The following is a 25,932-nucleotide window of genomic DNA, read 5'->3' as shown; positions in this document are numbered from 1 at the left end:
GCTTCATACGACTTCACGTCGCACGGGCAGAAACAAGTTAGCCCCTACCAAGTAAAGCCAAATCGAAGAGATAGATGAACAGGTGTAGATGCGGCAGTGACCGTCCGTGACATGGCCGTTCAATGACATCCATGTCAACACGGCATTGGTGCCTCCATGCACGGCACCTGCTGGAGGCAATAAACAACCATGAAGATACGACCTTCAAACACACCAGCTAGAAGCTAAATCAAAAAATGTAGCCACCTTCATTTGAAGGAAAAAAAAAGCTACCAATTATTAAGTGGTAGCTTTCAATCAATTTCGACGAGTTAAATGAGCTTGAACTTAAGTTCTGAACACTAACTCTTACTTAAGAGTTAGAAAGAAGTTCTCTTGTAACGTCGATACTCGGCAGTCCAGAAGTTGTTTTCGATTGACTGTTCAAGTAGCTCATCAGTACAGGGGAGAGCATGTCCTTGCTCTACTGCCACTTTGGCAACAGCGAAGGCGATATGCTTACTGACCTTATGGATCTCTTCAAGTGGTGGCAGTAGTGGACCTTCACCATTTATTGCCAGCGGTGAACATTCGGCTAATGCGCGGCTTGATGCCATTAGCATTTCGTCACTGACTCGCTTGGCTCCGGCAGACAGCACGCCTAGGCCGATGCCTGGGAAGATGTAGCTGTTGTTACACTGAGCAATTTCGAAGGTCTCACCGTTTATGGTGACAGGTTCGAACGGGCTTCCTGTTGCTACGAGCGCTTGACCATTGGTCCAGTGAAGTACATCTTTCGGTGTGGCTTCAACACGGCTAGTTGGATTAGATAACGGGAAGACGATAGGGCGAGCGCAATGCTTATACATCGCCTTGATGATCTCTTCGCTAAACAATCCTGGTGCCCCGGATACACCGATTAGTACGGTTGGCTTACCATTGTTCATCACATCGAGTAGTGAGATGTTCTCGCTGCTGTTACTCCAGCTTTTCACATCATCACACTTTTGCGCTAATTTCTGTTGGAAAGGTAACAGGTTAGGCATGTTGTCCTGCAGCATACCCCAGCGATCGACCATAAAGACCTGCTGGCGAGCTTGGTTATCAGTGATACCTTCAGACACCATTTGAGCCACGATTGCTTCTGCAATACCACAACCCGCAGAACCTGCGCCGAGAAAGGCGACGCGTTGTTCACAAAGTTTGCTTTTTGCAGCTTTACAGGCAGCAAGGAGTGAACCGACTGTGACAGCTGCAGTACCTTGAATGTCATCGTTAAAGCAGCAATATTGATCTTTATAGCGCTCAAGTAGCGGCATCGCATTTTTCTGTGCGAAGTCTTCAAACTGGATAAGGGCATCAGGCCAGCGACGACTGACAGCCTGCATAAAGGCTTCGACAAACTCTTTGTACTCTTCGCCGCCAATGCGCTGGTTACGCCAACCCATGTACATAGGATCTTCGAGTAGGTGCGGGTTATCCGTGCCCACATCTAATGTGATTGGCAGTGTGTAAGCAGGGCTAATTCCGCCACAACTGGTATAAAGAGAAAGCTTACCAATTGGGATCCCCATGCCGCCAATACCTTGGTCGCCAAGACCTAGAATTCGCTCGCCGTCGGTGACCACGATAATTTTTACTTTCTGACGCGTTGAGTTGTTGAGAATATCGTCAATACGGTCTTTATGTGGATAAGAGAGAAACAGGCCACGGTTACGACGGTAGTTTTTAGAAAAACGCTCACAAGCCATACCGACCGTTGGGGTGTAGATGATAGGCATCATCTCGGTAATGTGGTTTTGCACTAATCGGTAATAGAGGGTCTCGTTGGTATCCTGAATGTTTCTCAGGTAGATATGTCTATCCAGATCATTGGTGAAATTGGTGTATTGATCATAGGCGCGAGAGGCTTGCTCTTCGATGGTTTCAATCACATGGGGAAGCAGGCCTTCGAGGTTGAAAAATACGCGCTCTTCATCGGTAAATGCACTTCCCTTATTGATGAGAGGAGCTTCGAGAATCGCGGGACCAGCGAATGGGAGGTAGAGCGGGCGTTTATGATCGTCCATTGGTGACCTTTATAATGTTTTAGTTATCTAGGATGTTGTTTGTATAGCAAGATTAGCATGAAATGTGAGCTTTGTTCTCCTTTCGCATGTGATTTATTTATGTTTTTATTGGAGTAATTGTTTTAAACATACGTATTAATGGAGATAAAAAAACACAGCCTAAACTGTGTTTTAATGGGGGTCTCGAAACGGTTTATTTACCGCGAATTTTAAGCGATAAACCCGTTAGGAAGTTACGTAATACTTGATCGCCACACTCTTTAAAGTGTTTATGACCAGGTTTTCTAAACAGTGCACCTAATTCAGACTTAGACATATTGAACTCGGCTAATGCCAAAGTGCTTATGATGTCGTCTTCACGCATTTCAAGTGCCACTCTTAACTTTTTAAAGATAAGGTTGTTGTTCATTTGAGATACTGGCTCAGGAATTTCCGCACCTTCTTTAAGGCCGCGCTTTTCAATGATTAAACCATCTAAGAAAAGACACATGGTCTTGTCATTACACGGTTGATAGCCCTCTTCTGACTCTTTCTTTAGCATGTCGAGTAGAAGCTCTTGCGTCATTTCATGCTTAACCTTAGCGAAAATCTTGATCATTTTTGCATTTTGGTAATCAAACACGAAACGTACACGGCGTAAAATATCATTGTTTATCATAAGTCTTCATTCTTTCATCTGCGCGATTGCGCGGCTGCGCAATCATCATTGTGCGATATTATAACTGAGTTTAGAGCTGGTTCTCTGATTTATTTTTATCCGCTGAACCTGTCTGCTTTACAAGTGTTCTCATGGCGGTGCGCATCTCATCATCCAGTGAAAAAGTGCGTTTTCTATCCTTGAGTGATCCACTGAAAGGTACTGCAGCTTTATCAAGTATTGATTCGATAAGGGCTTGATAATTACTGGTCTCTATTTCTGCTGGGTGGCTATAAGCAGACTGTGCCATGCACAAAAGCAGCGTCACAGACATGGTGGCTGTTTTGATATATCTCATTGAATTATATTCCTACCTAAGGGCTTGGTTACAGGGTTACTTTACTTAGTTACTATCCAGTAGATAAACAGGCCTGCAAAGCCGAGTAGATAAATCATTCCCAGCATAGATAACACTTTCATCTTAGTGCCATATCTATCTTCCTTTGGTAAGGCATCACTGGTCATCAGTTTGTAGTTGAGCCAGGCAAAAATCACCGTAGTCATGAAAGCGAGGACCATCACAAATTCCAGTAAGGGAAGCAGAGCCCCTTTGAAGAAAAGGATGATGGCTAACCCTAGTGCACAGACGGTAAGCATGATGCCTGTCAGACGTTTATCTGAGTTCTGTTTTTCAGTTAAAAGTTGCCAGCCCATGTTTAAGGTCCGGCTATACCCATCAATCACAGTGACAGTGGTGCTAAAAATGCAGAGTAGAGCGACGGTGCCGATAAGGTAGCGAGTTTCATTGCCGAGCACTTGGCTATACAAGGTGATCAGCTGACTGGCGAACTTGACCCCTGATGCAGAGAACTGCTCACCACTGCCATGCATAACCAGTGAGCCTAAGGCTAGAAAGACAATGGCTAGCAGTGCTGTGATCAAATAGCCGAAGTTAAAGTCCAAAATGGCCTGTTGCTTAGATATAGGTTGGCTTTTCTGTTTCTCAAGTAACCATAATGAGTTCCAAGAGCTGACTTCGATGGGTGCTGGCATCCAACCCATCATGGCGACTAAGAAGCCTATATTGGCCCACTGCCAAGGAGACTGAGAGATAAAGCCTGGCGTCATGACCGGCGGGATATTAAACGCTAACGCGACAGCAACTAATGTGCTGATAGTAAGGCAGAGCATGATCACCTTAGTCAGCTTATCAAGCAAGGTATAGTGGCCAAAAATTAGTAAAGCAATACTGGAAAGCAACACGATTAAGGCGAGTAGATCGATGGATAGTGGTATAAACAACGTTAACATAGCCGCGGTGAGCATAGTCACTCCTGCTGTGCTAGCGATAGCGGCAATGGTGTTTAGTCCACTAAAAAGTAGCAGATAACCTCGGCCATGCTTTAGGTAGCCGTGGAGTAAGCTTTCACCAGTTGCAGCGGTATAGCGAGCACCAGCGGCAAAAAAAGGGTATTTGAGTAAGTTGACGGCAAGAATGACCCAAGCGAGTTGCCAGCCAAATTCGGCACCAGCTCGAGTCGAAGAGACTAAGTGAGAAGCACCAATAGCGGCTGCAGCCATTAATATTCCTGGCCCTAATGCCGCTAAAAAATATTGGGTTCGAGTTAATAATGAGGTATTAATATTATTATTTTGCGGGTACAGCTTTTCCATTTTTAAATTCTAATTATATATTCAATCTGTTCGATAGAATATGCCATGCTTATGGACTAGTTTAAAAGGAGTATTTTTCACTTAGCTGTTTCACCCCGTCATTAATAATGTTTACTTCCTCAAGTATATAAAACATAACCATAGTTAAAGACGCTGAGTTATTGATTTTAAATGGTTAAAACATCTAAGTGCTATTGGGGTGTTTATACTGTTATTCATTAATTTTTACATTTTAATCCCTTCTATTTATTTGACTTTACTAATTTAACCATTAGGTTGGACTTTGTGATTGTTTGAGTAACGTGACTGAAGTTTGTAGTAGTCGAATCACACCAAAATAATAAATCTAAAAATATAATATTTAAATCAGAGGATGATTATGAAATTACTACAAGCTTTGCCTAGCCTCTGCGCTGCGGCAGTAACAGCGGTTTATGCACCCAATATAATGGCCGCCGATGAATCTGTTGAGCGCATTGAGGTCACTGGCTCACGAATTAAACGTACAGATGTTGAAGGTCCGTCGCCTATTCAATCAATTAGTAAAGATGATATTGCGAATATGGGGTTTGATAATCTGCAGCAGTTGCTTGAGCGTATGCCAGCAGCAGGAGCAGGAACTTTTTCAACACGAGGCAATAGTCAGGACTCTACAGCCAATGGTGCAGCAGCAATTAGTTTGCGCGGTATGGGGCCTGATGCGACTTTAGTTCTGATTAATGGACGTCGAGTTTCAATTAGTGCCTTTGCCGAAGGCGTAAGTAACTCCTTTGTTGATATTAATAGTATTCCAGTTTCAGCGATTGAGCGTGTTGATATTCTTAAAGATGGCGCATCAGCTATCTATGGTTCTGATGCTATCGCTGGTGTGGTCAATATTGTATTACGTAAAAACATCGAGGGTATTGAAGTCAACCTTGGTTTTGGTGAAACAACTGGGCCTAATTATAATGAGAAAACGGCGAGTGTTGTTTGGGGGTCTACGGGCGAAAAAGGCAATGCGTCCATTATCCTCGACTACTTCAGCAATAGTACATTAGGTGCTGATGAGATGGGGCAGTTTGGAACCGCTAATCAATCTCCTTATGGTGGTGAGGATTTCCGTTCATCTCGTGGTTTTCCTGGATATTTCTATGTCGACGGTGTGAAAACAATTGATCCTGATTGTCCTCCTGAGAATGCAACCTCATCAGGTAGTTGTTTGTTTGATTATGGACCATATAATTTAACGGTTCCTCCAGCAGAACGAGTCGGGGCTATAGGCCAATTCGAGTACTTTCTTAACGAAGACTTGACCGCTTTCCTTGAAATTGCTGCTCAGCATAATACTTCAGAAGCGGGTGGAGCTGCTACGCCACTAGATGAAAAAGCTGGATTGACGGTACCGGGCTCTCATCCGAATAACCCTTTTGGAAAAGATATCGCTATTGGCCGTTACCGTACTGTAGATGCGGGACCACGTCGCTGGGACATCGAATCTGACTCGATGCGTTTAGTGATGGGGCTTCGTGGTGTCATTAACGATTGGGATTGGGAAATGTCAGCTCAGAAAGGTCGCAGTGAATCGACTCAGACTGGTAATCGTTCTCAAGGTTGGGTTAGAACAGATTTTTTACAGGCAGAAATTGATGCAGGCCGTTATAACCCTTTTGGTGGAACGATTAACTCTCCTGAGGTTATTGATGCCATTACGACAAGTCTAGTGCGCCAAGGTGTCTCACATGTCACAGCCTATGATGCCAATATTACAGGGCATGCTTTTACACTCGCCGATCGTGACATTATGATGGCAGCGGGTATCGAGTACCGTGAAGAGGATGTCAGTGATATCCCTGATGACCAGTTTCAACGTGGTTTGATTTTTGGTACTGAAGCTGTTTCAGCTGCTGCGGCTCGCGATCAATATGCTGGATATGTTGAGTTTTCTATTCCAGTGGCTGATAACTTTGAACTGCAACTTGCAGGTCGATACGATCATTACAGCGACTTCGGCTCGACGACTAACCCTAAAGTAGCCTTTAAATGGGGCATAACTGAAGATATTACTGCGCGTGCATCTTGGGCTACAGGCTTTAGAGCACCATCCCTGGCACAAATAGGCTTAGGTCCATCTGAGACAAGTACTTTCTTTAAAGATACCTATGCATGTGAGGCTAATGGTATTGCAGCTGATAAATGTGAAGTTTTGGACTACAACACTGAGTTTTCGGGGAATAAGGATCTTGAGCCTGAAGAGTCCGAATCTTGGAATCTAGGTATGTTTTGGGCGCCCAATGAGAAGATAGATATAGGTTTCGATATCTGGAGCATAACCCAAGATAATAAGATTGATGCTGCTCCCTTCGGTGATATTTATAATGCTAACTGTAATGATCAAAACAGTACTGTTTGTGTGCGACTCCCACCTGTTGGCGCTGATACTCTTGGTGTGTTAGATGTCGTACATAATACATTTGTGAACTTGTCATCTCAAAAAGCTAAAGGGTTGGATATCTCTGCACACTACGGGTTAGAGCTAGATAGCTATGGTGATGTAAAGTTTGGCCTTGAGTGGAGCTATTTATATGAATTTGATAAGGACAACTTGGATTATACCGGGGAGTATAAATATCCACAGTATCGTTGGTTAGCAACGACTAACTGGCAGCTTGATAACTTCTCTGCCAACTTGAACGTCAGTTACATTGGTGAGTTTGAAGATACTCCTGATATTAACTTTGATGGAGAACTTGATTTTGACCTATATCAATCACGGACGGTCGAGTCTCAATTTATTGTTGATATCCAAGGTGCTTATCGTTTCAGCGAGACGCTGAGATGGTCTGTAGGTGTAAACAATCTATTCGATGAAAAGCCACCTTTCGCTATTGGTAACGGAGATGATGATCTTTATGGTTACGTTCTTTCGGTTCATAACCCAAGAGGCAGCTACGTTTATACCAAAGTGACATTAAACTTTTAAGTTACATAGGCAGGCCTTTATTAGAAAAAAATATTGGCTCGTCTGTTGATAATTTAAACTGTAACTAAATACTAAACGGCCCCACTTGGGTCGTTTTTTTTGCTTTAATGGATATCAATTCGTAAATTGTTGAAGGAGTGAGAATGATTAAGTTATATGGCGTTCCTCGTAGCCGTTCACTGCGTGTATCTTGGGCGCTTGAAGAGTTAGGACTCGATTGGCAGTATCATTTTATCGATTTTGCTAAGGGCGATAGCCGCAGCGACGCTTTTCTTGCGGTGAATCCTTGTGGCAAGGTACCGGCTTTGGTTGAAAATGATTTAGTGATCACTGAGTCGGCTGCGATTGTACTGTATCTTGCTGAAAAATATGGCGATGGAAACTTGCTTCCTCAAACAGGAAGCGATGCAAGTGCATTACATCATCAATGGGTGAGCTTTATTATTAGTGAACTAGAACAACCGCTCTGGACTATAGGTAAGCACAAATTTGCTCTGCCCGAAGTGTTACGTCAGCAGGGGATGTTTGCGGTCGCTAAATGGGAGTTTGATAAGGCGGCTGCGATTGCTGAAAAATGGTTGCCTGACAGTGAGTTTTTACTTGGTGATAACTTGTCTGCAGCGGACATTTTATTAGGGCACACCCTATTATGGGCAACTCGGTTTGAGCAAGATATTCCGCCTAAGTTAACCGCTTATCGCGACCGTGTGACATCTAGACCAGCCATGGCAAGAGCACTTGAAAAAGAGGTCGCTGGTTGAGAATAATAGGCTCGCGCCAAAATGAAAAAAGCATCTGTAATAGATGCTTTTCGTTTGTACTTTGTGGAGTTAGAGATTAAAGCTGAGCAGCGGCCCATTTAGCACGGCTTTCACGGCTCTCTTTTAAGTCTTCTTTTTCACGGTAGGCTTTATAACTTTCAGCCTCTAATGCCACTAACTTAACGTCAACTTCTAAGATGAGTTGGCACTCTTTTTTGATGCGCCATGCTGAAGTGTTATAAAGCTCAGCAAGGGGTAATGAGCCTAAATATTCAGGATTATATTGAGCATAAAGTGCTTGGGTTGGGTAAACCACGAAGCTTAGTGTACGCTTTGGCTCCTTCTTGAATAGCTCTTCGATACCATCACAGGTATTTAGTACCTGCATCTCGATGGTTTCATCGATTTCGATTAGCTTTTTCTCTGCCAAACCAGATACTGGCTTTTCGCCAGCTTCCCACGCGATGACATCTTCTTCAGTGGCTTTGCTCAGTTCGCCAACTTGTGCGGTGGTGAGACCCAGAGATAAACGTAGGTATTTTATTTCAATGGCGTTTAAGCCAGAATTCTTTGACATTGTATTTCCAAAATAATTATTTTTAGCTAGCTTGAATCTAAAGATTAAGCTCTTAACGTATTAACCTAGCTTTTCATCCAAACTTGTTCAACCCAATCCCACAATGATTCCCAGTACTCACTTTCAGTGCCATTCTCGTTCCATAGCAGAACTTGACCCTCTTGATCGATACAGTAGAAATTGTTGCCCTGCTGACAAATGGGAACGTACTCACGGGACAGCCCAATAGACCAAGCATATGCCGTCACTTCAGGCAGGAAAGTATGGGAGTTTGGATCGCTGACAGTAACAGGTTCTAACGAACCGTAGATGACATCACTGGCGTAGAGTAGATACTGTTTTAGCTCTCCGGGAAAAGGCATTAAAATCTCCTCTTCGGCCATGACGAGCTGATCGAAAGTAGGGAGTTCTAAAGGAATAGGAACGGTTTCACTCATTTCCTGTAGTTGCTCAATGATGTCGTGCATTGTCTCTTCGCTAGTTAACTGTCAATAAAGGGGGAGTATATCTCGAATCGGTGAGATTTGTTAGTTGGGCTGTTAACCTAAAACCTACTGCTATTAGCGCTTATGTTGAAGCTGCAACATAAGCGTATTTTGCATGTACACGATGTTTATGCGGCGACTTGAATCACGCCTGCATTATCGATGCGCTTATAGTTCAACCAGGCTTTATGGTATTGCTTGTGAGAATCCTGACGCAATTGCACTATCCTTGCGGTTTCAGTATCAAGCAGCCTTCTGTTTTCACTGTTGGCTAATGCTTCAATTCCCTGTACCTCCTGGTAGGTCTCATGCTCTGCGCCGCTTTTGATTTTGGCTATCTCATTGAGGTGGAGCTGAACTTCGACGACCATTTCTGTTTTGGGTAGTTTGATTAACGCATTAAGGTCTCGGTAGCCAGACTCTTTAGGTGAGGCAAAACGGTTCTTAACTTGTAATACCGTGGTTTGCTCACTGAGGGTCTGATACACCTGCATAAGGTCATGGATATTATTTGCGACAATGCTTGCTCTGGCCAAGTCGGTTATCTGACTCGCATCGCCATTGAACTTAGTCGATATCTTGTTTTTGGCTCGTGCATAGGTTTTTATCGGGGGGAGTGATGCTGTGAGAGAGGTGTTGTTTATCATCTGTTCTATGAGGAGGTTGAGTTCATCCTGTGCCGGTTGAGCTTGAGAATATAGGGTGTCGAGATCACTGCTTGTTTGTCTGGGAGCTTGGTGATGGAGATTTGAAATGGAATACAGACCCGTGAGGTTTTTGGGTAATGATTGCCTCGCGGCATAGTTGTCACTTTGATCTTTTACTTGGTTTTGAAATTCATGGGTTGCAGCAAAACCGGTGCGGGTAGAAAGGAGCAGCAGAAAGATGAAAAATGTTCTGAATAACTTATTCATACTGTTCATAAACATATTACGGACCTCAAAACTTGTTAGGAATGCGAATGTTTCAAGTAACAATGTATACGTGTTTTCCTTAATGGATACTGAATGACCAATTGAAGTTTGTCTGCAGTAAAGATTACTCCTGTTTTAAATAAAAAAAGAGCGCCTATAGCGCTCTTTTAAAAGAAAAATGTGTTACCAAATTTTGACGCGTTTTTCAGGAGCAATGTACATTGCATCACCCTCTTTAACATCAAATGTTGTATAGAACTGAGGCATGTTAGACAGGGCACCCAGTGAGCGGAATTTGGCTGGTGAATGTGGATCCGTTGCCACGCGGTTACGCATTGATTCTTCTTTGATCTTGGCGCGCCAAATCTGAGTGAAACCAATGAAGAAACGCTCATCACCCGTTAAACCATCAATAACCGGTGCTTCTTTGCCGTTAAGTGACTTCTTATAAGCCTTGTAAGCGATAGTAACCCCTGATAGATCACCAATGTTTTCGCCCAGAGTAAGCTCGCCATTTACGTTAAGGTCGTCAAACACAGCGTAGCCATTGTACTGCTCAACAAGTGCTTTACCACGAGCTGCGAATTCAGATAGGTCGTTTTCAGTCCACCAATCACGCATGTTGCCTTCGCCGTCAAACTTCGCGCCTTGGTCGTCAAAACCATGACCCATTTCATGTCCGATCACTGCACCAATACCGCCATAGTTGACAGCATCATCCGCTTCCATGTTGAAGAAAGGCGGTTGTAAAATAGCAGCAGGGAAAACGATCTCGTTCATGGTTGGGTTGTAGTAAGCGTTGACGGTTTGTGGCGTCATATGCCACTCCCACTTACGAATAGAACCGGCAAGTTTTTCCAGCTCCTTAACGTGACCAAGTTGATTAGCACGAATATTGTTACCAATTAAATCATCGGCTTTGATGGTGAGTTTATCGTAATCTTCCCATCTATCTGGGTAACCGATTTTTGGATCGAATTTAGCTAATTTGTCTCTGGCGGCAACTTTCGTGTCTGCGCTCATCCAGCTCAGACCGTCAATGCTTTCACCGTAAGCGCCACGTAAGTTCTCAACCAAAATCTGCATACGTTCTTTGGCTTCAGGTGTGAAATGACGCTTAACGTAGACCTTGCCTACAACTTCACCTAACACGCCATTGACTGTACTGACGCCACGTTTCCAGCGAGGTTGTTGCTCTTGTTGTCCATTGAGTGTTTTAGAGAAAAACTCGAAATTCTCATTATCAAGTGCAGCAGTCATTTCACCGGCAAAGTGCGTTAGCAGTTGCCATTTCATGTAGGTCTGCCACGTAGCGAGTTCGTTGTCTTTTAAAACTTGGTTGAATCCTTCAACAAAGCTAGGTTGATTGACGATGATATCTGGCTGTGTCTCAACGTCTAGAGTGGTTAGGTAACTTGTCCAGTCGATATCTGGTGCTAATGTTGCCAGCTCTTTCATTGTCATCTTGTTATACGTTTTAGTGCTATCACGAGTTTCAACCACATCCCAGTGTTTGCTGGCGATGGCTGTTTCTAGCGCTAATATTTGCTCTGCACTGGCTTTTGGATCGCTAAAGCCTGCTAGGGTGAACATCTTTTCAATGTGCTCAACATAAGCTTTACGGATATTGACGAAGCGCTCGCCTTCATTGAAGTAATAATCCTTCTCCGGCAGGCTCAGGCCATATTGCCAGAGGTGAGTGGCGTAGCGGCTTGAGTCTTTTGCATCAACATCAATATAAAATGCCAGTGGTGTTCCGCCGCCGATAATTTGGCTGTGGGCAAAGTAGTTCACCAGCTCAGCTTTGGTTTTTAGGGCGGAAATTTTATCTAATTCAGCCTGGATTGGCGTTGTGCCTAATTTGTTTAATGTGTCTGTATCCATGAATGAGCGATAAAGGTCAGCAACTTTTTGTTCATCGCTGCCAGCAACTAAGTCTGTCGTAGCTGCAACCTCTTCAATGATGGCTTTTACATCATCACGAGATTTTTCACGAAGATCGTAAAACGCTCCAGTACTAGTTCTGTCACTTGGGATCTCGGTTTCTTTTAGCCAAGCACCATTTACATAGTTATAAAAGTCATCTTGAGGACGAATAGACTTGTCGAAGTTTGCGAAATCGATGCCTGATCCTAAGACTTTTGATACGGCTGCAGCGGTTTCTGTTTTACTGGTATCGGGAGTGGTGATTTCAGCTTTTTCATTATTGCAGGCAGTAAGGCCTACTATGAGTGAGGCACAAAGTCCCCCAACGAGTGCTTTATTCATTTTTCTTCCTTTAATCTACAGTTTGCCCATTTTGGGTCATTGTTGTTATATATCAATCGCAACTTTGCATAGTGGTACACATGTTAAGGCTATTGGGGGAATGTAAACAAGGGGAGGGGCCTAGTTGACAGGCTTTCAATCAGTTTCATGTGTAAGAAAAGGTTTCCTTATTCATGTTCGCTACGGCTAAGTTACAGTGCCATAAGTGTTTTAATGATGCTGGTGGCCGTTAGATGGGGGTTAACTTGACAAGGGGGCCCAGCAAAACTTTGCCCTTTGGTCGCATGAGCCTCATAATGGCGCCCATAATGTTCCTATAGCTGAGTTTTACTGTGCGTTTAGATAAATATATTTGCGAGTCAACATCGCTTTCTCGAGTATCAGCCAAAAAAGCATTACATCGTGGTGGCGTTACCTGCAATGGCGAGATCGTTAAAACCTCTGGTTTTAAAGTGACAGACGGGCTAGTAATATGCCTCGATGGCGAACAACTGTCGATTATTGGCCCGCGCTTTATCATGCTCAATAAGCCAGTAGACACAATCTGTTCAACCATTGATGAAGTGCATCCTTCAGTGATTGGTTTGGTTGATGTTATCCGTGCAGAAGATCTGCATATCGCAGGTAGACTTGATGTCGATACGACCGGTTTAGTGCTCATTACAACGGATGGACAGTGGTCACATAAGATCACTTCGCCAAAGAAAGAGTGCGGTAAGCGTTATCTACTAGAGACGGCTGAAGCCTTGAGTCCTTCGTTAGTCGAAGAGTTTGCAACAGGTCTTCAATTGAATAATGAAGATGGGCTAACTAAACCAGCCATATTGGAGATTTTAGGCACTCATCAAGCGCGTTTAACGATCACCGAAGGTAAGTATCATCAAGTAAAGCGTATGCTGGCAGCGGTAGGAAATTGCGTCACTAAATTGCACCGTGAAAGTGTCGGTAAAATTGAGTTAGACCCAGCCCTAGCGCCTGGGGAATGGCGTCACCTGACTGAAGCAGAGATTAAATCGGTTAAATAAAACCAAGATATCTTCGTGCTAAATAACAACGGCTCTCATTTTTGAGGGCCGTTTTTATAAGGCGCTTCTTAAGGTTTATCTAGACAACTTAATCGTGCCGCTAATCGTCGAGATATCGATATCAGCACTGGCATCACCGACATTAAGTTTAAGATATGAAGTGGGAGAGTATTTCTCTTTACTGGGTTTATCTGACGTTAACTGGTTAACTATTTTTCCGCCTGGCCCACCATTGATTTTGAAGCTGGCATTGATATCCTGCTTTAACGTTAATTCTATATCACCGCTGACACTGTTTAGATTGGCTTCAGAAGATAGAGAATCTACAGAGAGTTCAATATCGCCGCTGACAGTGCTAACCTGAAGCGAATGTAGACTGGCGAGTGTTACTTCAGCATCACCGGACACGAGCTCAATAGATACATTTTGTGCGGATGAGTTAGCGTTTAATTCACCACTGACAAGCTTGTAGCCTATCTGTCCTTTGCTTTTATTGTCTTTTATTGTCCCTGACACGGTTTCTAATTTGATTTTGCCATTGAGTGCAGAGGCATTAATATCGCCCGAGATGGTTTTGATGTGTACCTGCTTGTTTAACTCATCAAGGTTAATATCCCCGCTGATGGACTTGATAACGGTATCACCTTGAAGTTGACTCACATGATACTCAGCCGATAGACCTTTTACGGTTAAGTTTAGTGATTTTGGAACCATAAAAGTTAATGATGAACCTTCCTTGTTTTTGCCGTTAAACTGGCGGGGCATTTTATCTTCTAGGGTTAATTTATTACCTTGGTGATCGACGACAAAGCCTTCGCTGAGTTCATCTAATGTGCCACGAATGCTGACTTCTTGTTTATCCCAACTTTGGATTGTGACATCGCCTCTTAATACTTTGATATGGAGTTTAAGATTATCATCTACCTTGAACTGTTTATCGATAGACTCGGCGGCAAGTGCAAATTGACTTACCAAGATAAGCGGCAGTAGCAGGCATTGTGTTAAGGTTTTGATGTTCATATTATTGCTCCATTTTGATCCGGTATTACGTGTAGAAATTGAGCTTGTGTCAGTAGTTCAATCTCTCTGGAATGTGTCCATAACCACAACTGCCAGAGTTGTTGATCGGTTGGGTTGAGTTTCAATGATTGGTAGATCAATGTTGCGGCTTCTCTGAGCTGCTTTATACCTGTTTCTACCGGCGAGCTAAACGGATTCGATTGCCAATTCGTTTTTTGTGCCAGTAGATGCAGTTCAGCAACTTGATTGGCATGTTGCATCTGAATATCTTCAATGCTCGCCAGCAGAAATTGATTGGTGTCTGGAGTGTCGTGTTCGGGATAAAGCACTTGCTGCCCGATAAGTAAGCAAAGTGCGATAACACTTGCGACGGCTAAGGTACGCCAATGGTTTTTAGGCTTGGTCTGTGGAGCATCGAGCTGTCTTTCTATTGCTTCCCACAGATCAGACTCTGGTGCTAGCGTTTTAGGTAAGTCCGATATCATATTATCAAGTCGTTTCTCGTGATTATTCATGACATCATCTCCCGCAGTAATTTTCTTGCTCTATGATATTGAGCCTTGCTGGTGCCTTGCGCTATGTTCAACTGCAGTGCAATTTCATTATGTTGGTAACCTTCAATCGCAAACAAAACAAAAACAATTCTGGTGCGTTCTGGCAGTTTAACTAATAGTTTGTCTAACTCTGTGTATTGCATCTCTACCTCACCAATTTCAGTATGTTCAGGTAAGGAGATAAATCGTGACCAAAAACTCTTATGTTTCTTTATGCTGCTTAAGGCTTGATTGACAGTCATGCTGTGTAACCAAGTTGAAAATTGACTGTCTCCCCGAAATAGAGGCAACTTTTGCCATAAGCGAACAAACGTATCTTGTGTCGCTTCTTCAGCTAAAAAGGCTTGTCCACAGAGCCTATAACAGATCCCATATACTCGTTTGTGGTGGATAAGATAAAGCTGTTTGAAGGCATCTCTGTCCCCTCGCTTAGCACGCTCTATCAGTTCCGGTTCAGGGATCTCACAAGGTTTAATTAACTCAACTTGTGCGCTCACACTCAGTTCCTTGTGTTTATTTTTATTAGATAACTATTAGACATAGCCAAGAGGCAAAAAGGTTTGAATGGTTATTAAAAAATAACAAAGGTATAACACTGAAGTGTGGAAGTGAAGGAAAGGGTTAGATGAAATAGAGGGAGAAGCTCCCTCTCTATAATTTAGGGATATTTAGCGGGTTGATTGAATATGAGAATAGACGAGTTGTGCGCCGAGCAAATCTGCCAGTGCGGTGCCTACGGTTTTAAATACGGTGATCTCTTGATTGTTGGTTCGTCCAGTTATCTCTCCTTTACAGAGTTGTGCTAGCTCGCCTTTCACTGAATCTAATTGATAAAGCCCTTCTGAGATTGGGATTAAGATCTCTCCGGCTTCAGCGAAAACATTGATTTTCGAATCCACATACACAGACGACTTCAAGATGAGCTGGCTATCACATTCACGTCTGTCATGGTTATGGTTACCGACAAAGTCAGTGTGTGTGCCGGGTTTGACCCAATCACTGTTAAATAAAGGCTCAGGAGAGCCAGTGGCGCAACTTATGATATCGGCAATTGGCACAATCTCTTTCAGGCTTTGACAGCTAGAGACTTGAATGTCTGAGCGAGCTTTTTTTATTACCTCAACTGTTTTCTGCGCTTTTTCAATATCACGTCCCCAAATAAAAATCTTGGTTATAGGGCGAATGCTGGCGTGTGCCAGTGCCATATATGAAGCAAGCCTGCCTGTACCGCAAACTAAAAGAGTGCTCGCATCTTTTCTGGCAAGGTAATCACTTCCTAAGGCTGATATAGCAGCAGTACGCCAGTAAGTGACACTGGTTCCATCGACTAAAGCTTGAGGAACACCTGTTTTACGGTCAAAAATCATGATTTTAGAATATAGACTTGCTAATTCAGAATTTTTCTTTGGATTTTCAGGGAAGTAGGTAAATGCTTTTACTGCGATGGTTTTATCATTCCATGAAGGTAATACAGCAAACGCATCACTGTGTGAATTATCTTCATCTAGACTAAATACTTGTCTTTGTGGCATCCCTGCAGGCTTTGAAAAAGTATCCCTAAGTTCAGATATTAGCGCCGGAAAGTTAAGTGCGTTATGTACAGCTACAGCATCGATGATTATCATACCTACTCCTTTTTAGGATATTGTATTCTATCCATCTATTTTTATAAACACCTCTCATAAAGCGATGTTGTCAGTAGTTAAAAGATGCAGTTAACTCTGAGTATTGTGGTATTTACTCCCTTGTTTACGTTAAAATAAGTTAATGGTGCTGACGAGGTGGCCGATAACCAATATAAATAACCTGCATTTAATGTAGGCATGTCCATTCTTTGTTTTTTTAACTATTATTTATTATATGTTTTAATTTTAGGGATCTTAAAATGCTCATCCGTCATAAATTAACACTTAGCGCTGTAGTGTCGATTGTCGCGCTAGTGGCGATGTTCTCGCTACAGCGATACTCAAGTGGAGTTCAGCAAGAATTATCACTTGTGGCACAAGGGCTTATTAAACTGGAAAAACAGGTATTGAGTCTGAGAAAGGATGAAAAGGATTTCTTTTCCCGCTTAGATATTGCTTATCTTAATAAGCATCAAAAGCATGCTAATGAGATGCTAAATGAGGTTAAATCTTTAAGAGGCACCTTTGAATCGAATGCTATTCCTGTTTATGAACTTGATGGTTTTGAACAAGGGGTACAGTTTTATCTGGATTCATTTGAGAATGTTGTTGCACTTCAAAAAGAGATAGGGTTAACGCCTAAAACGGGTTTGTATGGCGCGTTAAGAAAAGCGGTTCATAACGTTGAAACCTTAGTTAAAGAATACAAACAGCCCGATTTAATGGTGATAATGCTGCAGCTGAGGCGTAATGAGAAAGACTTTATGCTGCGACGTAACATGAGCTATGTCGATAAGTTTAATGGCAATATTGAGAAGTTTAAGCAGGATTTAATTAATTCAGAGATTGATAGTTCAGCTAAAAATGAATTATCAGTATTAGTGTCCAGTTACCAGAAGAACTTCGCCTTGTTGGTGTCTAAGGATCAAACCTTAGGCTTAACTCATAATGACGGTCAAATGGGGAAACTTCGTGGGGCCATAGCATCAGCGAATTCGAGTTTAGTCACATTAAAAAAACAATCACTAACAGCAATTGCTGATTCTGAGCAGTCTTCAATCACGTTAAGTTTTGTGCTTTTCAGTATTATAACAATCATTTTGATCGGTTTTACTGTCTTCATTATCCGTAGCATTATGGAGCCGGTAACTCGCCTTACTATGGTCATCTCGCAGATAGAGCGAAATAAAGATCTGACGATCCGTTGTGATGCCAATGCTGATGATGAAATTAGTCAAGTTGCAAAACATTTCAATACCATGCTCGATAGTTTCCAACGATTAATAGAAGAGGTTATTGAGTCTGTTGAGAGCATGACCCACTCCTGTTCTGAGTTGTCTTTGAATGCAATAAAAGCGTCCGAAGGTGTTGGTCAACAGCTGAATGAAACCGATATGGTCGCAACTGCAGTGACAGAGATGGGGGCGACGATCGATGAGATCGCAAAGAATACTGAATTGGCAGCTGAACGTGCAGGTAATACTTATAATAATGCGCTTAAAGGCCAAAGTGGTGTTGAGCAGACGATTGATAAGATTCAGTGTTTAGTGCAGCAACTTAATAGTTCTTCAAAAGTTGTTGGTGAATTAGAAAAAGACAGTAAGACGATTGGCACTGTTTTAGATGTCATTCGTGGTATTGCTGAGCAAACAAATCTACTTGCTCTTAATGCAGCGATTGAAGCTGCTCGAGCAGGAGAACAGGGAAGAGGTTTTGCGGTTGTTGCTGATGAAGTGCGAAGTTTAGCAATGAGAACGCAAGAATCAACAGAAGAGATAGCCCGTATAATCGAAACCTTGCAAGCTAGAACGCGATCCATTGTAGAGTTAATGACAGCCACAGAGAAACAGGGAGGAGAGAGTGCTGAGCAAGCGGCTTCAGCGGGAAGCTTATTGCAGCAGATTAACTTAGATGTGACCAATATTATGGATATGAGCACACAGATAGCGACGGCAATCGAGGAGCAAAGCATGGTAGCTTCAGAGGTTAATAAAAATGTAGTTATCATTCGTGATATTGCTCAAGAGTCAGCAACAACAGCCGATGAGAATGCCCGCTCTTCTGAAGAGGTTAAGTCACGTGCTGATTTACTGCACCGTGCAGTGAGTCTATTTAAGATCTAACTTGTATGAGTAAGCTAAGCTTAAGGAGGTGCATAAATGGGTATGATTGATGAAATTAAACCGTTTTTTAAACGTCCTAGGCTTAGCCTTACTTTTGGTGTCATTTTCTGACATCACTTGGGAGATGATGATAGGCCAAGCTGATAAACAACTTTACGAGGCTAAAACATCAGGGCGAAATCAGATTAAGCTGGGATACACTAAGAATGAGAAATTAAAACTGATTGAGTGAAAACTTGTTTATGATTTTAAAATCGTGAGTTTAGTGGTGTAACAGAAGAGTTTGTTCGGAGTGTTAATCAGATATTGATTAAAGGAGAAAATTGGTGCCCGAACCCGGAATCGAACCAGGGACACGAGGATTTTCAATCCTCTGCTCTACCGACTGAGCTATTCGGGCAACGGGGTGCATTAAAAAGGTTTTGCGCTTTTGAGTCAATATTTTTTTTTGAAAAATCGTTATTTACCTACCAACTGCACATCTTTCACTCTAAGCGGTGTTAAATAAGGCATTTTTAAGGCATAAATAAAAAAGCTCCGAAACCGGAGCTTTAAATCAATCTGCAAACGGTTTAGTTTGAGAGTGTTGAGTTATCTGGAAAATTGGCTTTCATTACAGACAAGACATTTTCTTGAAGCTTAGTTTGCCCTAATTCAGCATAAGCTTCAGACATGATCTCTAATGCACGTTCTGTTGACGGTGTACCAGGGAATGTCTCCATTACTGACTGTGCTCGAGTAGCGGCAGCACTCCAAGCATTCATCTTAATGTAGTATTCAGCTACTGTAATTGAATATTTAGCCAAGCGATTTTTCAGATGTTGCATACGCTTAGCAGCATCTGGAGCATATTTACTATTAGGGTATGACTTAATTAAACGGTCAAAGTCTTTAAATGCGTCTTGGGCTACTTTGGGATCACGATCGGTTCTATCAATATTTAACATATCGTGGAACATATAGTTATCAGACTGCATGTTAACTAAGCCTCGCATATAGTAAACATAGTCGATATTTTTATGCGTAGGATTGAGTCTGATAAAACGATCTATATTAGCTATACCCGAAGCAGGGTCATCTAGCTTATAATAGGCGTAGATAAGATCGAGTTGCACTTGAGTTTTATGTGGACCAAACGGATAGCGTGAGTCTAAAGCTTCTAAAGATCGCACTGCTTTACTGTAATTACCTAGCTCCATAGAGGTTCTTGCTTGTGAATACAGTACGTCTGGAGAGGTTTTGCTAGTCTTCAGCTGATCTTCTTGGTTACTACTACAGGCGGTTATAGCCAGTGAAAACAGCCCTATTAAGGCACCTTTAACAAAATTATGCATACTTAAATTCGATTCTTTTAAAGTTATAGTTAGGAATTTTTTCATTTCAAGATAAAATAGAAACAATTCGATTGTAACAGATTACACACTTTTTATGACCCCGAAAAGCGGGTACGGTTCCTATGACACTAGAGATTAATCTAAAAAGCGAGATAACAGCAACACAAACAGGCCAAAGATTGGATCAAACTTTGGCTGATTTGTACCCTGATTATTCGCGCACACGCATCAAAGAGTGGATCCAATCAGGTTGGGTTTACATTGACGGTATTGCTTCAACTAAGCCAAGAGAAAAAGTGCTTGAAGGGCAATTAATTGCTGTTGAAGCAACACTCCAAGAGGAAACTGCAGCTAAAGCTCAGGCGATCGACTTAGATATCGTTTACGAAGATGACCATATCATCGTCATAAATAAGCAAGCCGGTTTAGTTGTCCACCCTGGTGCTGGTAACCAAGATGGCACGCTAATGAATGCCTTGTTGCATCACAGCCCTGGAATCGAGTTAGTCCCACGTGCAGGTATCGTGCATCGTTTGGATAAAGACACGACTGGTCTAATGGTTGTGGCTAAAACGGTAGAAGCACAGACTCATTTAGTGTCTGCACTGCAAGCTCGTGAGATAACGCGTGAATATGAGGCTGTTGTTTTAGGCTCTATCATTTCAGGTGGCACAATTGATGAACCTATCGATCGCCATCCGACTAAGCGTACACATATGGCTGTCGTGCATAACGGTAAGCCTGCGATGACGCATTACCGCGTTGCTGAAAAGTTCAGAGCACATACCCGCTTAAGATTACGTCTTGAATCAGGTCGTACTCACCAAATTCGTGTGCACATGGCTCACATTGGTCACACTTTAGTGGGTGATCCTGTATACGGTGGTCGTCCTCGTCCGCCTAAAGGTGTGACGCCTGAATTTTTTGAAGTCTACATGGGCTTTAAACGTCAGGCACTGCATGCTATCAGACTTGAATTAGCACACCCGTACACATTTGAAATAATGAGTTGGCAGGCGCCTGTTCCTGAGGATATGGTGACTTTGACCAGAGCCTTGAGAAAAGACACTGAAGATAATCCTATCGTTGTTTAAATGTTTGGTTTTATCTTTTAAGGTTTTTAGTGAGTGATCAAGGTTTATACTTAAGAGAAACGTAATGAAAGATAAAGGCTGGCACATTCCCGATGGCGTTAATATCGCATTTACTACCCGCCTTGATGGTGTAAGTTGCGCTCCCTATGCAAGTTTAAACTTAGGTTTGCATGTGGGAGATGTCATTGATGATGTGTTGGCAAATCGAGTGCTTGTTCAAGAGCGCTTACAACTCCCAGTATCAGCCGCCTGGCTAAACCAAATCCATAGCACTGATGTTGTCAAAGCTGATAACCGCTCGGTTCAAAATGCTGACGGTAGTTATACTTACTCCCATGATCAGGTGTGTGTGGTGATGACCGCAGATTGTTTACCTATCTTATTGTGCGATCATGCTGGCACACAAGTTAGTGCAGTACATGCTGGATGGAAAGGTCTGTGTGATGGCATTATCGAAGTGGCTTTAGGCAAGTTTGATATCGGAAGCGATAAACTGATCGCTTACCTCGGTCCTGCAATAGGTCCAGAGCGGTTTGAAGTCGGTGCTGAGGTGAGAGCATTGTTTCTAGCTCGACATGCAGAGGCTGATCAATATTTTATTAAAAAACCACCTATTAACTCTTCTAAACAAAATAATGTATCTAGTGAGGATAAGTATTTAGCGGATCTTCAAGGACTTGCCATATTGCGCTTAAGGTTAGCGGGTGTGAACGAGATCTATCGATCTGATATTTGCACTTACAACCACCCTGATTATTTCTCATACCGCAGAGAACATGTTACTGGCCGCATGGCTTCATATATCTGGTTGACATAAATACTGTTATTTCCTCTGGATAAAAATCTTCTCACACCTTGAAAAATCCTTAAAACCCCCCATCTTTTAGTTATTCAGGTATGTATCATTTGTTTGTGGAGGCAATATGCGACTCGATCGTATGACCAATAAATTTCAAACGGCAATTTCCGACGCACAATCATTAGCGCTAGGCCGTGATCATCAGTTTATTGAACCCATTCATTTAATGATGGCCTTATTAAATCAAGATAATGGTTCGATCCACCCGCTATTAACGCAAGCGGGAATTAATGTTAGCTCACTACGCTCCTTCGTTAGCCAAGAATTGGAACGCTTACCTAAGGTAGAGGGAACAGGTGGCGATATTCAATTATCTCAGTCTCTGATCCGTTTATTGAATCTATGTGACAAACTTTCCCAGAAGCGTAAAGATAAATATATCTCCAGTGAGCTCTTTATACTCGCGGCTCTCGAAGGGAATGACACGCTTGCTCAGAGCTTGAAAAAGTCAGGTGCCACTAAAGACTTAATGGAACAAACGATCAAACAGATACGTGCTGGCAAAAATATTGATGATCCTAATGCAGAAGATCAACGGCAGGCCCTTAAAAAATTCACAGTGGATCTTACCGAACGTGCAGAGCAAGGAAAACTTGACCCTGTTATTGGTCGTGATGACGAAATTCGTCGAACGATTCAAGTGTTACAGCGCAGAAGTAAGAATAACCCCGTATTGATCGGTGAACCTGGTGTGGGTAAAACGGCGATTGTTGAGGGGCTAGCGCAAAGGATTATTAATGGTGAGGTTCCTGAGGGGATAAAGAATAAACGTGTACTTTCATTAGACATGGGCGCACTGGTTGCCGGTGCCAAATATCGCGGTGAGTTTGAGGAGCGCTTAAAAGCGGTACTTAATGAGCTCTCTCAAGAAGAGGGACAAGTGATCCTCTTTATTGATGAGTTACACACTATGGTTGGTGCTGGCAAAGGTGATGGCGCCATGGATGCAGGGAATATGCTTAAGCCTGCATTAGCCAGAGGTGATCTTCACTGTGTTGGTGCAACGACCTTAGATGAATACCGACAATATATTGAGAAAGATGCCGCGTTGGAGCGACGTTTCCAAAAGGTGTTGGTCGAGGAGCCTAATGTTGAAGACACGATTGCCATCTTACGTGGGCTTAAAGAGCGCTATGAACTTCATCATCATGTAGAGATCACTGACCCTGCGATTGTTGCCGCTGCCAGTATGTCAAATCGTTATGTATCAGATCGAAAGTTGCCCGATAAAGCAATCGATCTCATTGATGAAGCAGCATCGAGCATTCGCATTCAAATGGACTCAAAACCAGAGCTATTAGATAAGTTAGATCGCCGTGCTATTCAGCTTAAACTTGAAGAGCAAGCACTGGGTAAAGAAACGGATGAAGCGAGTCTTCGTCGACTTTTAACCATACGAAAAGAGTTAAAAGACGTAGAGATTAAAGCACTAGAGTTAAATGAGATTTGGCGAACAGAAAAAGCAGCGTTGGCAGGAACTCAGCATATAAAGTCTGATCTGGAACAAGCTCGATTAGATCTTGAAGTTGCTCGACGAGCAAGTGACTTAACGCATATGTCTGAACTTCAGTATGGTCGTATTCCAGAGTTAGAAAAACAGTTGGATTTGGCATCACAGGCAGAAATGCAAGATATGACGTTGCTTAGAAATAAAGTCACCGAAGTTGAGATTGCAGAAGTTTTATCTCGTGCAACGGGGATCCCTGTATCTAAAATGCTTGAAGGCGAGAGAGAGAAGCTTTTACACATGGAAGATGCACTTCATGCGCAAGTGATAGGTCAGAACGAGGCTGTTGATGCAGTATCAAATGCCATTAGACGTAGTCGTGCTGGTTTGTCAGATCCTGATCGTCCAATCGGTTCATTTTTGTTTTTAGGCCCAACAGGAGTTGGTAAAACAGAGTTATGTAAATCGTTGGCTAAATTCCTTTTTGATACCGAAGCTGCATTAGTGCGTATCGACATGTCTGAGTTTATGGAGAAGCATTCTGTTGCGCGTCTGCTTGGTGCGCCTCCGGGTTATGTCGGGTACGAAGAGGGCGGGTATTTAACTGAAGCGGTGAGAAGAAAACCCTACTCAGTGATCTTACTAGATGAGGTTGAGAAAGCGCACCCAGATGTTTTTAATATCCTATTGCAGGTACTTGATGATGGCCGTTTAACTGATGGTCAAGGCAGAACAGTCGATTTTAGAAATACTGTTGTGATTATGACCTCTAACTTAGGCTCTGATATTATTCAGGAACGATTTACCCACTTATCTTATGATGAGATGAAGTCAGAAGTGATGAATGTGGTTGTTCATAGTTTTAGGCCTGAATTTCTGAACCGAGTTGATGAGATGGTCGTGTTCCATCCATTGGATGAGAAGCATATCGAACATATTGCTTCAATTCAGATTGAATCGCTAAAGAAGCGACTTGAAGATAAAGAATATGAGCTGAACTTAAGTGATGAAGCATTAGCCTTCATTGCTCGAGCTGGATTCGACCCTATCTATGGTGCGAGACCATTGAAACGAGCACTACAACAAGAGGTAGAGAATCCCTTGGCACAGCGAATTCTAAGTCAAAGCTTGGTGCCGGGTAAGCCGATTAATGTAAGTTGCTCGGAAGGTAAACTTGTTTTTAGCCAATAAATAGGTTGGTTCAGAATAAAAACAGACTCATTTGAGTCTGTTTTTTGTTTAGTCGTTGACCAGATGAAGTTACTTATCACAGAAGAGTTTGACTCGTTCTTGTTGTGTGTTGATCTCTTGTTGTCTATCTTCCTCTTTCATCGAGACAAGCTCCCCAGTTTCCTCATTTTTACTTCTTATTCTGGAATTAGATTTCAGAATATGTAAATTCTGTTTTGCACTTTCACATATGGCACTCGCCTGTTCACTATTTTGTTTTTTGATGGCGTTAGCGTTCTTCTCATCTTCACTTAGAACTGGCGCGTTATTTTCTCTGACTTTGGGTTGGATAAAGCCGATAGGTTTTTGTTCTAAATCCTCACTGTATAATTTACTTGAGATTGCACCAGCATCTTTTGGGGGTTGTTGACTGTAATGAGTCACCCCGTCTTCATCTACCCATTTATGGATTACATTAGCCGATAATGGGGTGATAATCGTCAATGCTAAAGTGATCAAGATTAGTTTTCTGAACATAGTACTTACTCGTATAGCTTAACTGGTAAAAATAGCTGAATGGAAACATACCTATATCAAGGCTCAATTGAATCTGATTGTTAGAGTTAGTATTGATGTAATAAGTCTGTTTTTCACGCAATATACTAATAATTTAATCATATGTGACGCTAGGGTAAAGAGACAGCAAGAAGAAAAATCCCTCCCTCTTGCCTAACCTTCCTATAATAAGTCGACTTTTAGTTTCAATTAATGCTCCTTTAAGATCGAAACATCCAGATACCAAAGCGGTTATTAGCGACAATATGGTGATTGGAGACTGATATTGATTTGTGAAGGAAGTGCATTGTCTTGTCACTATGAGTAATATTTAAGTATTAATCTTCTGTTTTGACTCTATATTAGGCGTATCGAATAAAAAAGATGCACTCAGTACGTCTAATTTCATTTTCTCGTAAAAAGCCCTTGTGTACTTAGCCGATATCCCTATAATGCGCATCCACTGACACAGCACAGCAGGCCATTTACCTAAACGAAAGCTTAGATAACACGGGACTTGCAGCGGTGTTAGAGAATTGAAACTTCTCGGAGATTCGATTCAGGTGACAACCGCTTTACGAGTTTAGAGTTTAACTTCTGCATAAGAAATCATCACTCGGAAAGCTTGATAAAATAAGCGCTTGACGCCGACATCGGAAGGTGTAGAATACACCTCCCTAAGCCAACGACCTAGCGTCTAACGGCAGCATCTGAAAGATTGATGCTAACGCTCTTTAACAATTCAAAACAAGAAATCTGTGTGGACACTCACAGGTGTTGAGTTATTCGAAATTGTCTCT

22 protein-coding genes and 1 tRNA gene are annotated in these 25,932 nt (G+C 42.4%); 8 read left to right on the top strand and 15 right to left on the bottom strand.

The genetic code is table 11. The features are described 5' to 3' along the window. Positions 1 to 359: 359 nt before the first annotated feature. From FN961_RS24735 to FN961_RS24720, 4 genes are all read right to left on the bottom strand, one after another. The gene (locus FN961_RS24735) at positions 360 to 2,048 is read right to left on the bottom strand and encodes an NAD-dependent malic enzyme (RefSeq protein ID WP_144042813.1); all 1,689 of its coding nucleotides are present in this window, start codon (positions 2,046 to 2,048) and stop codon (positions 360 to 362) included. A gap of 193 nt (positions 2,049 to 2,241) precedes the next feature. Then, positions 2,242 to 2,706, bottom strand: coding sequence for a YehS family protein (locus FN961_RS24730; protein ID WP_144042812.1), 465 nt, complete (start codon positions 2,704 to 2,706; stop codon positions 2,242 to 2,244). A 70-nt stretch (positions 2,707 to 2,776) separates the two neighbouring features. Beyond that, positions 2,777 to 3,043 (bottom strand): hypothetical protein, encoded by a 267-nt coding sequence (locus FN961_RS24725; protein WP_144042811.1) that lies wholly within the window; start codon positions 3,041 to 3,043, stop codon positions 2,777 to 2,779. A gap of 41 nt (positions 3,044 to 3,084) precedes the next feature. Next, positions 3,085 to 4,266 (bottom strand): NRAMP family divalent metal transporter, encoded by a 1,182-nt coding sequence (locus tag FN961_RS24720; protein WP_229814807.1) that lies wholly within the window; start codon positions 4,264 to 4,266, stop codon positions 3,085 to 3,087. A gap of 472 nt (positions 4,267 to 4,738) precedes the next feature. Here FN961_RS24720 and FN961_RS24715 point away from each other — a divergent pair, with 472 nt between their 5' ends. Continuing rightward, positions 4,739 to 7,321 carry a TonB-dependent receptor gene (locus FN961_RS24715; RefSeq protein WP_144042809.1) on the top strand — a complete coding sequence of 861 codons (2,583 nt, stop codon included), beginning with the start codon at positions 4,739 to 4,741 and terminating at the stop codon, positions 7,319 to 7,321. A gap of 143 nt (positions 7,322 to 7,464) precedes the next feature. Then, complete coding sequence (locus FN961_RS24710; RefSeq protein WP_144042808.1) at positions 7,465 to 8,082, top strand: glutathione S-transferase family protein; 618 nt, start codon at positions 7,465 to 7,467, stop codon at positions 8,080 to 8,082. 76 nt (positions 8,083 to 8,158) lie between these two features. Here the strand turns inward: FN961_RS24710 and FN961_RS24705 are convergent, their stop codons facing one another. The 4 genes from FN961_RS24705 to FN961_RS24690 form a co-directional block, all read right to left on the bottom strand. Beyond that, positions 8,159 to 8,659, bottom strand: a complete 501-nt coding sequence (locus FN961_RS24705) for a DUF4447 family protein (protein ID WP_144042807.1) — start codon at positions 8,657 to 8,659, stop codon at positions 8,159 to 8,161. A gap of 65 nt (positions 8,660 to 8,724) precedes the next feature. Further along, positions 8,725 to 9,126, bottom strand: a complete 402-nt coding sequence (locus FN961_RS24700; RefSeq protein ID WP_144042806.1) for an SMI1/KNR4 family protein — start codon at positions 9,124 to 9,126, stop codon at positions 8,725 to 8,727. Between the two features lie 146 nt (positions 9,127 to 9,272). Continuing rightward, entirely contained in the window at positions 9,273 to 10,058 is a 786-nt protein-coding gene (locus FN961_RS24695; protein ID WP_185972881.1) for a nucleotidyltransferase family protein, read from the bottom strand. Positions 10,059 to 10,241: 183 nt separating this feature from the next. Further along, complete coding sequence (locus tag FN961_RS24690; RefSeq protein WP_144042804.1) at positions 10,242 to 12,326, bottom strand: M13 family metallopeptidase; 2,085 nt, start codon at positions 12,324 to 12,326, stop codon at positions 10,242 to 10,244. Positions 12,327 to 12,658: 332 nt separating this feature from the next. Here FN961_RS24690 and rsuA point away from each other — a divergent pair, with 332 nt between their 5' ends. Beyond that, entirely contained in the window at positions 12,659 to 13,351 is a 693-nt protein-coding gene (gene rsuA, locus FN961_RS24685) for a 16S rRNA pseudouridine(516) synthase RsuA (RefSeq protein ID WP_144042803.1), read from the top strand. A 75-nt stretch (positions 13,352 to 13,426) separates the two neighbouring features. Here the strand turns inward: rsuA and FN961_RS24680 are convergent, their stop codons facing one another. The 4 genes from FN961_RS24680 to lhpI all read right to left on the bottom strand — a co-directional run bounded on the left by FN961_RS24680 (position 13,427) and on the right by lhpI (position 16,550). After that, on the bottom strand, positions 13,427 to 14,371 hold the full coding sequence (locus tag FN961_RS24680) for a DUF4097 family beta strand repeat-containing protein (protein WP_144042802.1): 945 nt from the start codon (positions 14,369 to 14,371) through the stop codon (positions 13,427 to 13,429). Beyond that, on the bottom strand, positions 14,368 to 14,886 hold the full coding sequence (locus FN961_RS24675) for a hypothetical protein (RefSeq protein WP_144042801.1): 519 nt from the start codon (positions 14,884 to 14,886) through the stop codon (positions 14,368 to 14,370). The genes FN961_RS24680 and FN961_RS24675 overlap by 4 nt, the downstream gene beginning before the upstream one ends. Beyond that, positions 14,883 to 15,422 carry an RNA polymerase sigma factor gene (locus FN961_RS24670; protein WP_144042800.1) on the bottom strand — a complete coding sequence of 180 codons (540 nt, stop codon included), beginning with the start codon at positions 15,420 to 15,422 and terminating at the stop codon, positions 14,883 to 14,885. Before FN961_RS24670 ends, FN961_RS24675 begins: the two co-directional genes overlap by 4 nt. A gap of 171 nt (positions 15,423 to 15,593) precedes the next feature. Then, positions 15,594 to 16,550, bottom strand: coding sequence for a bifunctional Delta(1)-pyrroline-2-carboxylate/Delta(1)-piperideine-2-carboxylate reductase (gene lhpI / locus FN961_RS24665; protein ID WP_144042799.1), 957 nt, complete (start codon positions 16,548 to 16,550; stop codon positions 15,594 to 15,596). Positions 16,551 to 16,810: 260 nt separating this feature from the next. Here lhpI and FN961_RS24660 point away from each other — a divergent pair, with 260 nt between their 5' ends. After that, positions 16,811 to 18,673, top strand: coding sequence for a methyl-accepting chemotaxis protein (locus FN961_RS24660; RefSeq protein ID WP_144042798.1), 1,863 nt, complete (start codon positions 16,811 to 16,813; stop codon positions 18,671 to 18,673). Between the two features lie 49 nt (positions 18,674 to 18,722). After that, positions 18,723 to 18,905 (top strand): hypothetical protein, encoded by a 183-nt coding sequence (locus tag FN961_RS24655; protein WP_144042797.1) that lies wholly within the window; start codon positions 18,723 to 18,725, stop codon positions 18,903 to 18,905. Positions 18,906 to 18,997: 92 nt separating this feature from the next. Here FN961_RS24655 and FN961_RS24650 read toward each other — a convergent pair. Together FN961_RS24650 and FN961_RS24645 are read right to left on the bottom strand one after the other, a co-directional pair. Then, a tRNA-Phe gene (locus tag FN961_RS24650) sits at positions 18,998 to 19,073 on the bottom strand. Between the two features lie 172 nt (positions 19,074 to 19,245). After that, entirely contained in the window at positions 19,246 to 20,007 is a 762-nt protein-coding gene (locus FN961_RS24645) for an outer membrane protein assembly factor BamD (protein WP_144042796.1), read from the bottom strand. Positions 20,008 to 20,129: 122 nt separating this feature from the next. On the opposite strand from FN961_RS24645, the gene rluD reads away from it, so the two are divergent. The 3 genes from rluD to clpB all read left to right on the top strand — a co-directional run bounded on the left by rluD (position 20,130) and on the right by clpB (position 24,598). Continuing rightward, positions 20,130 to 21,101 (top strand): 23S rRNA pseudouridine(1911/1915/1917) synthase RluD, encoded by a 972-nt coding sequence (gene rluD / locus FN961_RS24640; protein ID WP_144042795.1) that lies wholly within the window; start codon positions 20,130 to 20,132, stop codon positions 21,099 to 21,101. 64 nt (positions 21,102 to 21,165) lie between these two features. After that, on the top strand, positions 21,166 to 21,918 hold the full coding sequence (gene pgeF, locus FN961_RS24635) for a peptidoglycan editing factor PgeF (protein WP_144042794.1): 753 nt from the start codon (positions 21,166 to 21,168) through the stop codon (positions 21,916 to 21,918). Between the two features lie 106 nt (positions 21,919 to 22,024). After that, on the top strand, positions 22,025 to 24,598 hold the full coding sequence (gene clpB / locus FN961_RS24630) for an ATP-dependent chaperone ClpB (protein ID WP_144042793.1): 2,574 nt from the start codon (positions 22,025 to 22,027) through the stop codon (positions 24,596 to 24,598). Between the two features lie 69 nt (positions 24,599 to 24,667). Here clpB and FN961_RS24625 read toward each other — a convergent pair whose 3' ends face one another. Further along, the gene (locus FN961_RS24625; protein ID WP_144042792.1) at positions 24,668 to 25,114 is read right to left on the bottom strand and encodes a DUF4124 domain-containing protein; all 447 of its coding nucleotides are present in this window, start codon (positions 25,112 to 25,114) and stop codon (positions 24,668 to 24,670) included. Positions 25,115 to 25,932 lie beyond the last annotated feature (818 nt).

It is taken from the genome of Shewanella hanedai (assembly GCF_007197645.1).
GTDB classification, from domain to species: Bacteria; Pseudomonadota; Gammaproteobacteria; order Enterobacterales; family Shewanellaceae; genus Shewanella; species Shewanella hanedai.
Note: the sequence above shows the minus strand (reverse complement) of the source record. Positions and strands in the feature narration are given on the sequence as shown.

Bases quoted from the DNA above. Each gene is read 5' to 3' on its own strand.
- FN961_RS24720 (WP_229814807.1), bottom strand. From the start codon at position 4,266: ATGGCTGCAGCCGCTATTGGTGCTTCTCACTTAGTCTCTTCGACTCGA.
- FN961_RS24695 (WP_185972881.1), bottom strand. From the start codon at position 10,058: ATGAATAAGTTATTCAGAACATTTTTCATCTTTCTGCTGCTCCTTTCT.
- FN961_RS24680 (WP_144042802.1), bottom strand. From the start codon at position 14,371: ATGAACATCAAAACCTTAACACAATGCCTGCTACTGCCGCTTATCTTG.
- clpB (WP_144042793.1), top strand. From the start codon at position 22,025: ATGCGACTCGATCGTATGACCAATAAATTTCAAACGGCAATTTCCGAC.
- FN961_RS24730 (WP_144042812.1), bottom strand. From the start codon at position 2,706: ATGATAAACAATGATATTTTACGCCGTGTACGTTTCGTGTTTGATTAC.
- FN961_RS24675 (WP_144042801.1), bottom strand. From the start codon at position 14,886: ATGAATAATCACGAGAAACGACTTGATAATATGATATCGGACTTACCT.
- FN961_RS24735 (WP_144042813.1), bottom strand. From the start codon at position 2,048: ATGGACGATCATAAACGCCCGCTCTACCTCCCATTCGCTGGTCCCGCG.
- FN961_RS24705 (WP_144042807.1), bottom strand. From the start codon at position 8,659: ATGTCAAAGAATTCTGGCTTAAACGCCATTGAAATAAAATACCTACGT.
- FN961_RS24625 (WP_144042792.1), bottom strand. From the start codon at position 25,114: ATGTTCAGAAAACTAATCTTGATCACTTTAGCATTGACGATTATCACC.
- FN961_RS24645 (WP_144042796.1), bottom strand. From the start codon at position 20,007: ATGCATAATTTTGTTAAAGGTGCCTTAATAGGGCTGTTTTCACTGGCT.
- FN961_RS24715 (WP_144042809.1), top strand. From the start codon at position 4,739: ATGAAATTACTACAAGCTTTGCCTAGCCTCTGCGCTGCGGCAGTAACA.
- FN961_RS24700 (WP_144042806.1), bottom strand. From the start codon at position 9,126: ATGCACGACATCATTGAGCAACTACAGGAAATGAGTGAAACCGTTCCT.
- FN961_RS24710 (WP_144042808.1), top strand. From the start codon at position 7,465: ATGATTAAGTTATATGGCGTTCCTCGTAGCCGTTCACTGCGTGTATCT.
- FN961_RS24725 (WP_144042811.1), bottom strand. From the start codon at position 3,043: ATGAGATATATCAAAACAGCCACCATGTCTGTGACGCTGCTTTTGTGC.
- rluD (WP_144042795.1), top strand. From the start codon at position 20,130: ATGACACTAGAGATTAATCTAAAAAGCGAGATAACAGCAACACAAACA.
- FN961_RS24690 (WP_144042804.1), bottom strand. From the start codon at position 12,326: ATGAATAAAGCACTCGTTGGGGGACTTTGTGCCTCACTCATAGTAGGC.
- FN961_RS24655 (WP_144042797.1), top strand. From the start codon at position 18,723: ATGAAATTAAACCGTTTTTTAAACGTCCTAGGCTTAGCCTTACTTTTG.
- lhpI (WP_144042799.1), bottom strand. From the start codon at position 16,550: ATGATAATCATCGATGCTGTAGCTGTACATAACGCACTTAACTTTCCG.
- FN961_RS24660 (WP_144042798.1), top strand. From the start codon at position 16,811: ATGCTCATCCGTCATAAATTAACACTTAGCGCTGTAGTGTCGATTGTC.
- pgeF (WP_144042794.1), top strand. From the start codon at position 21,166: ATGAAAGATAAAGGCTGGCACATTCCCGATGGCGTTAATATCGCATTT.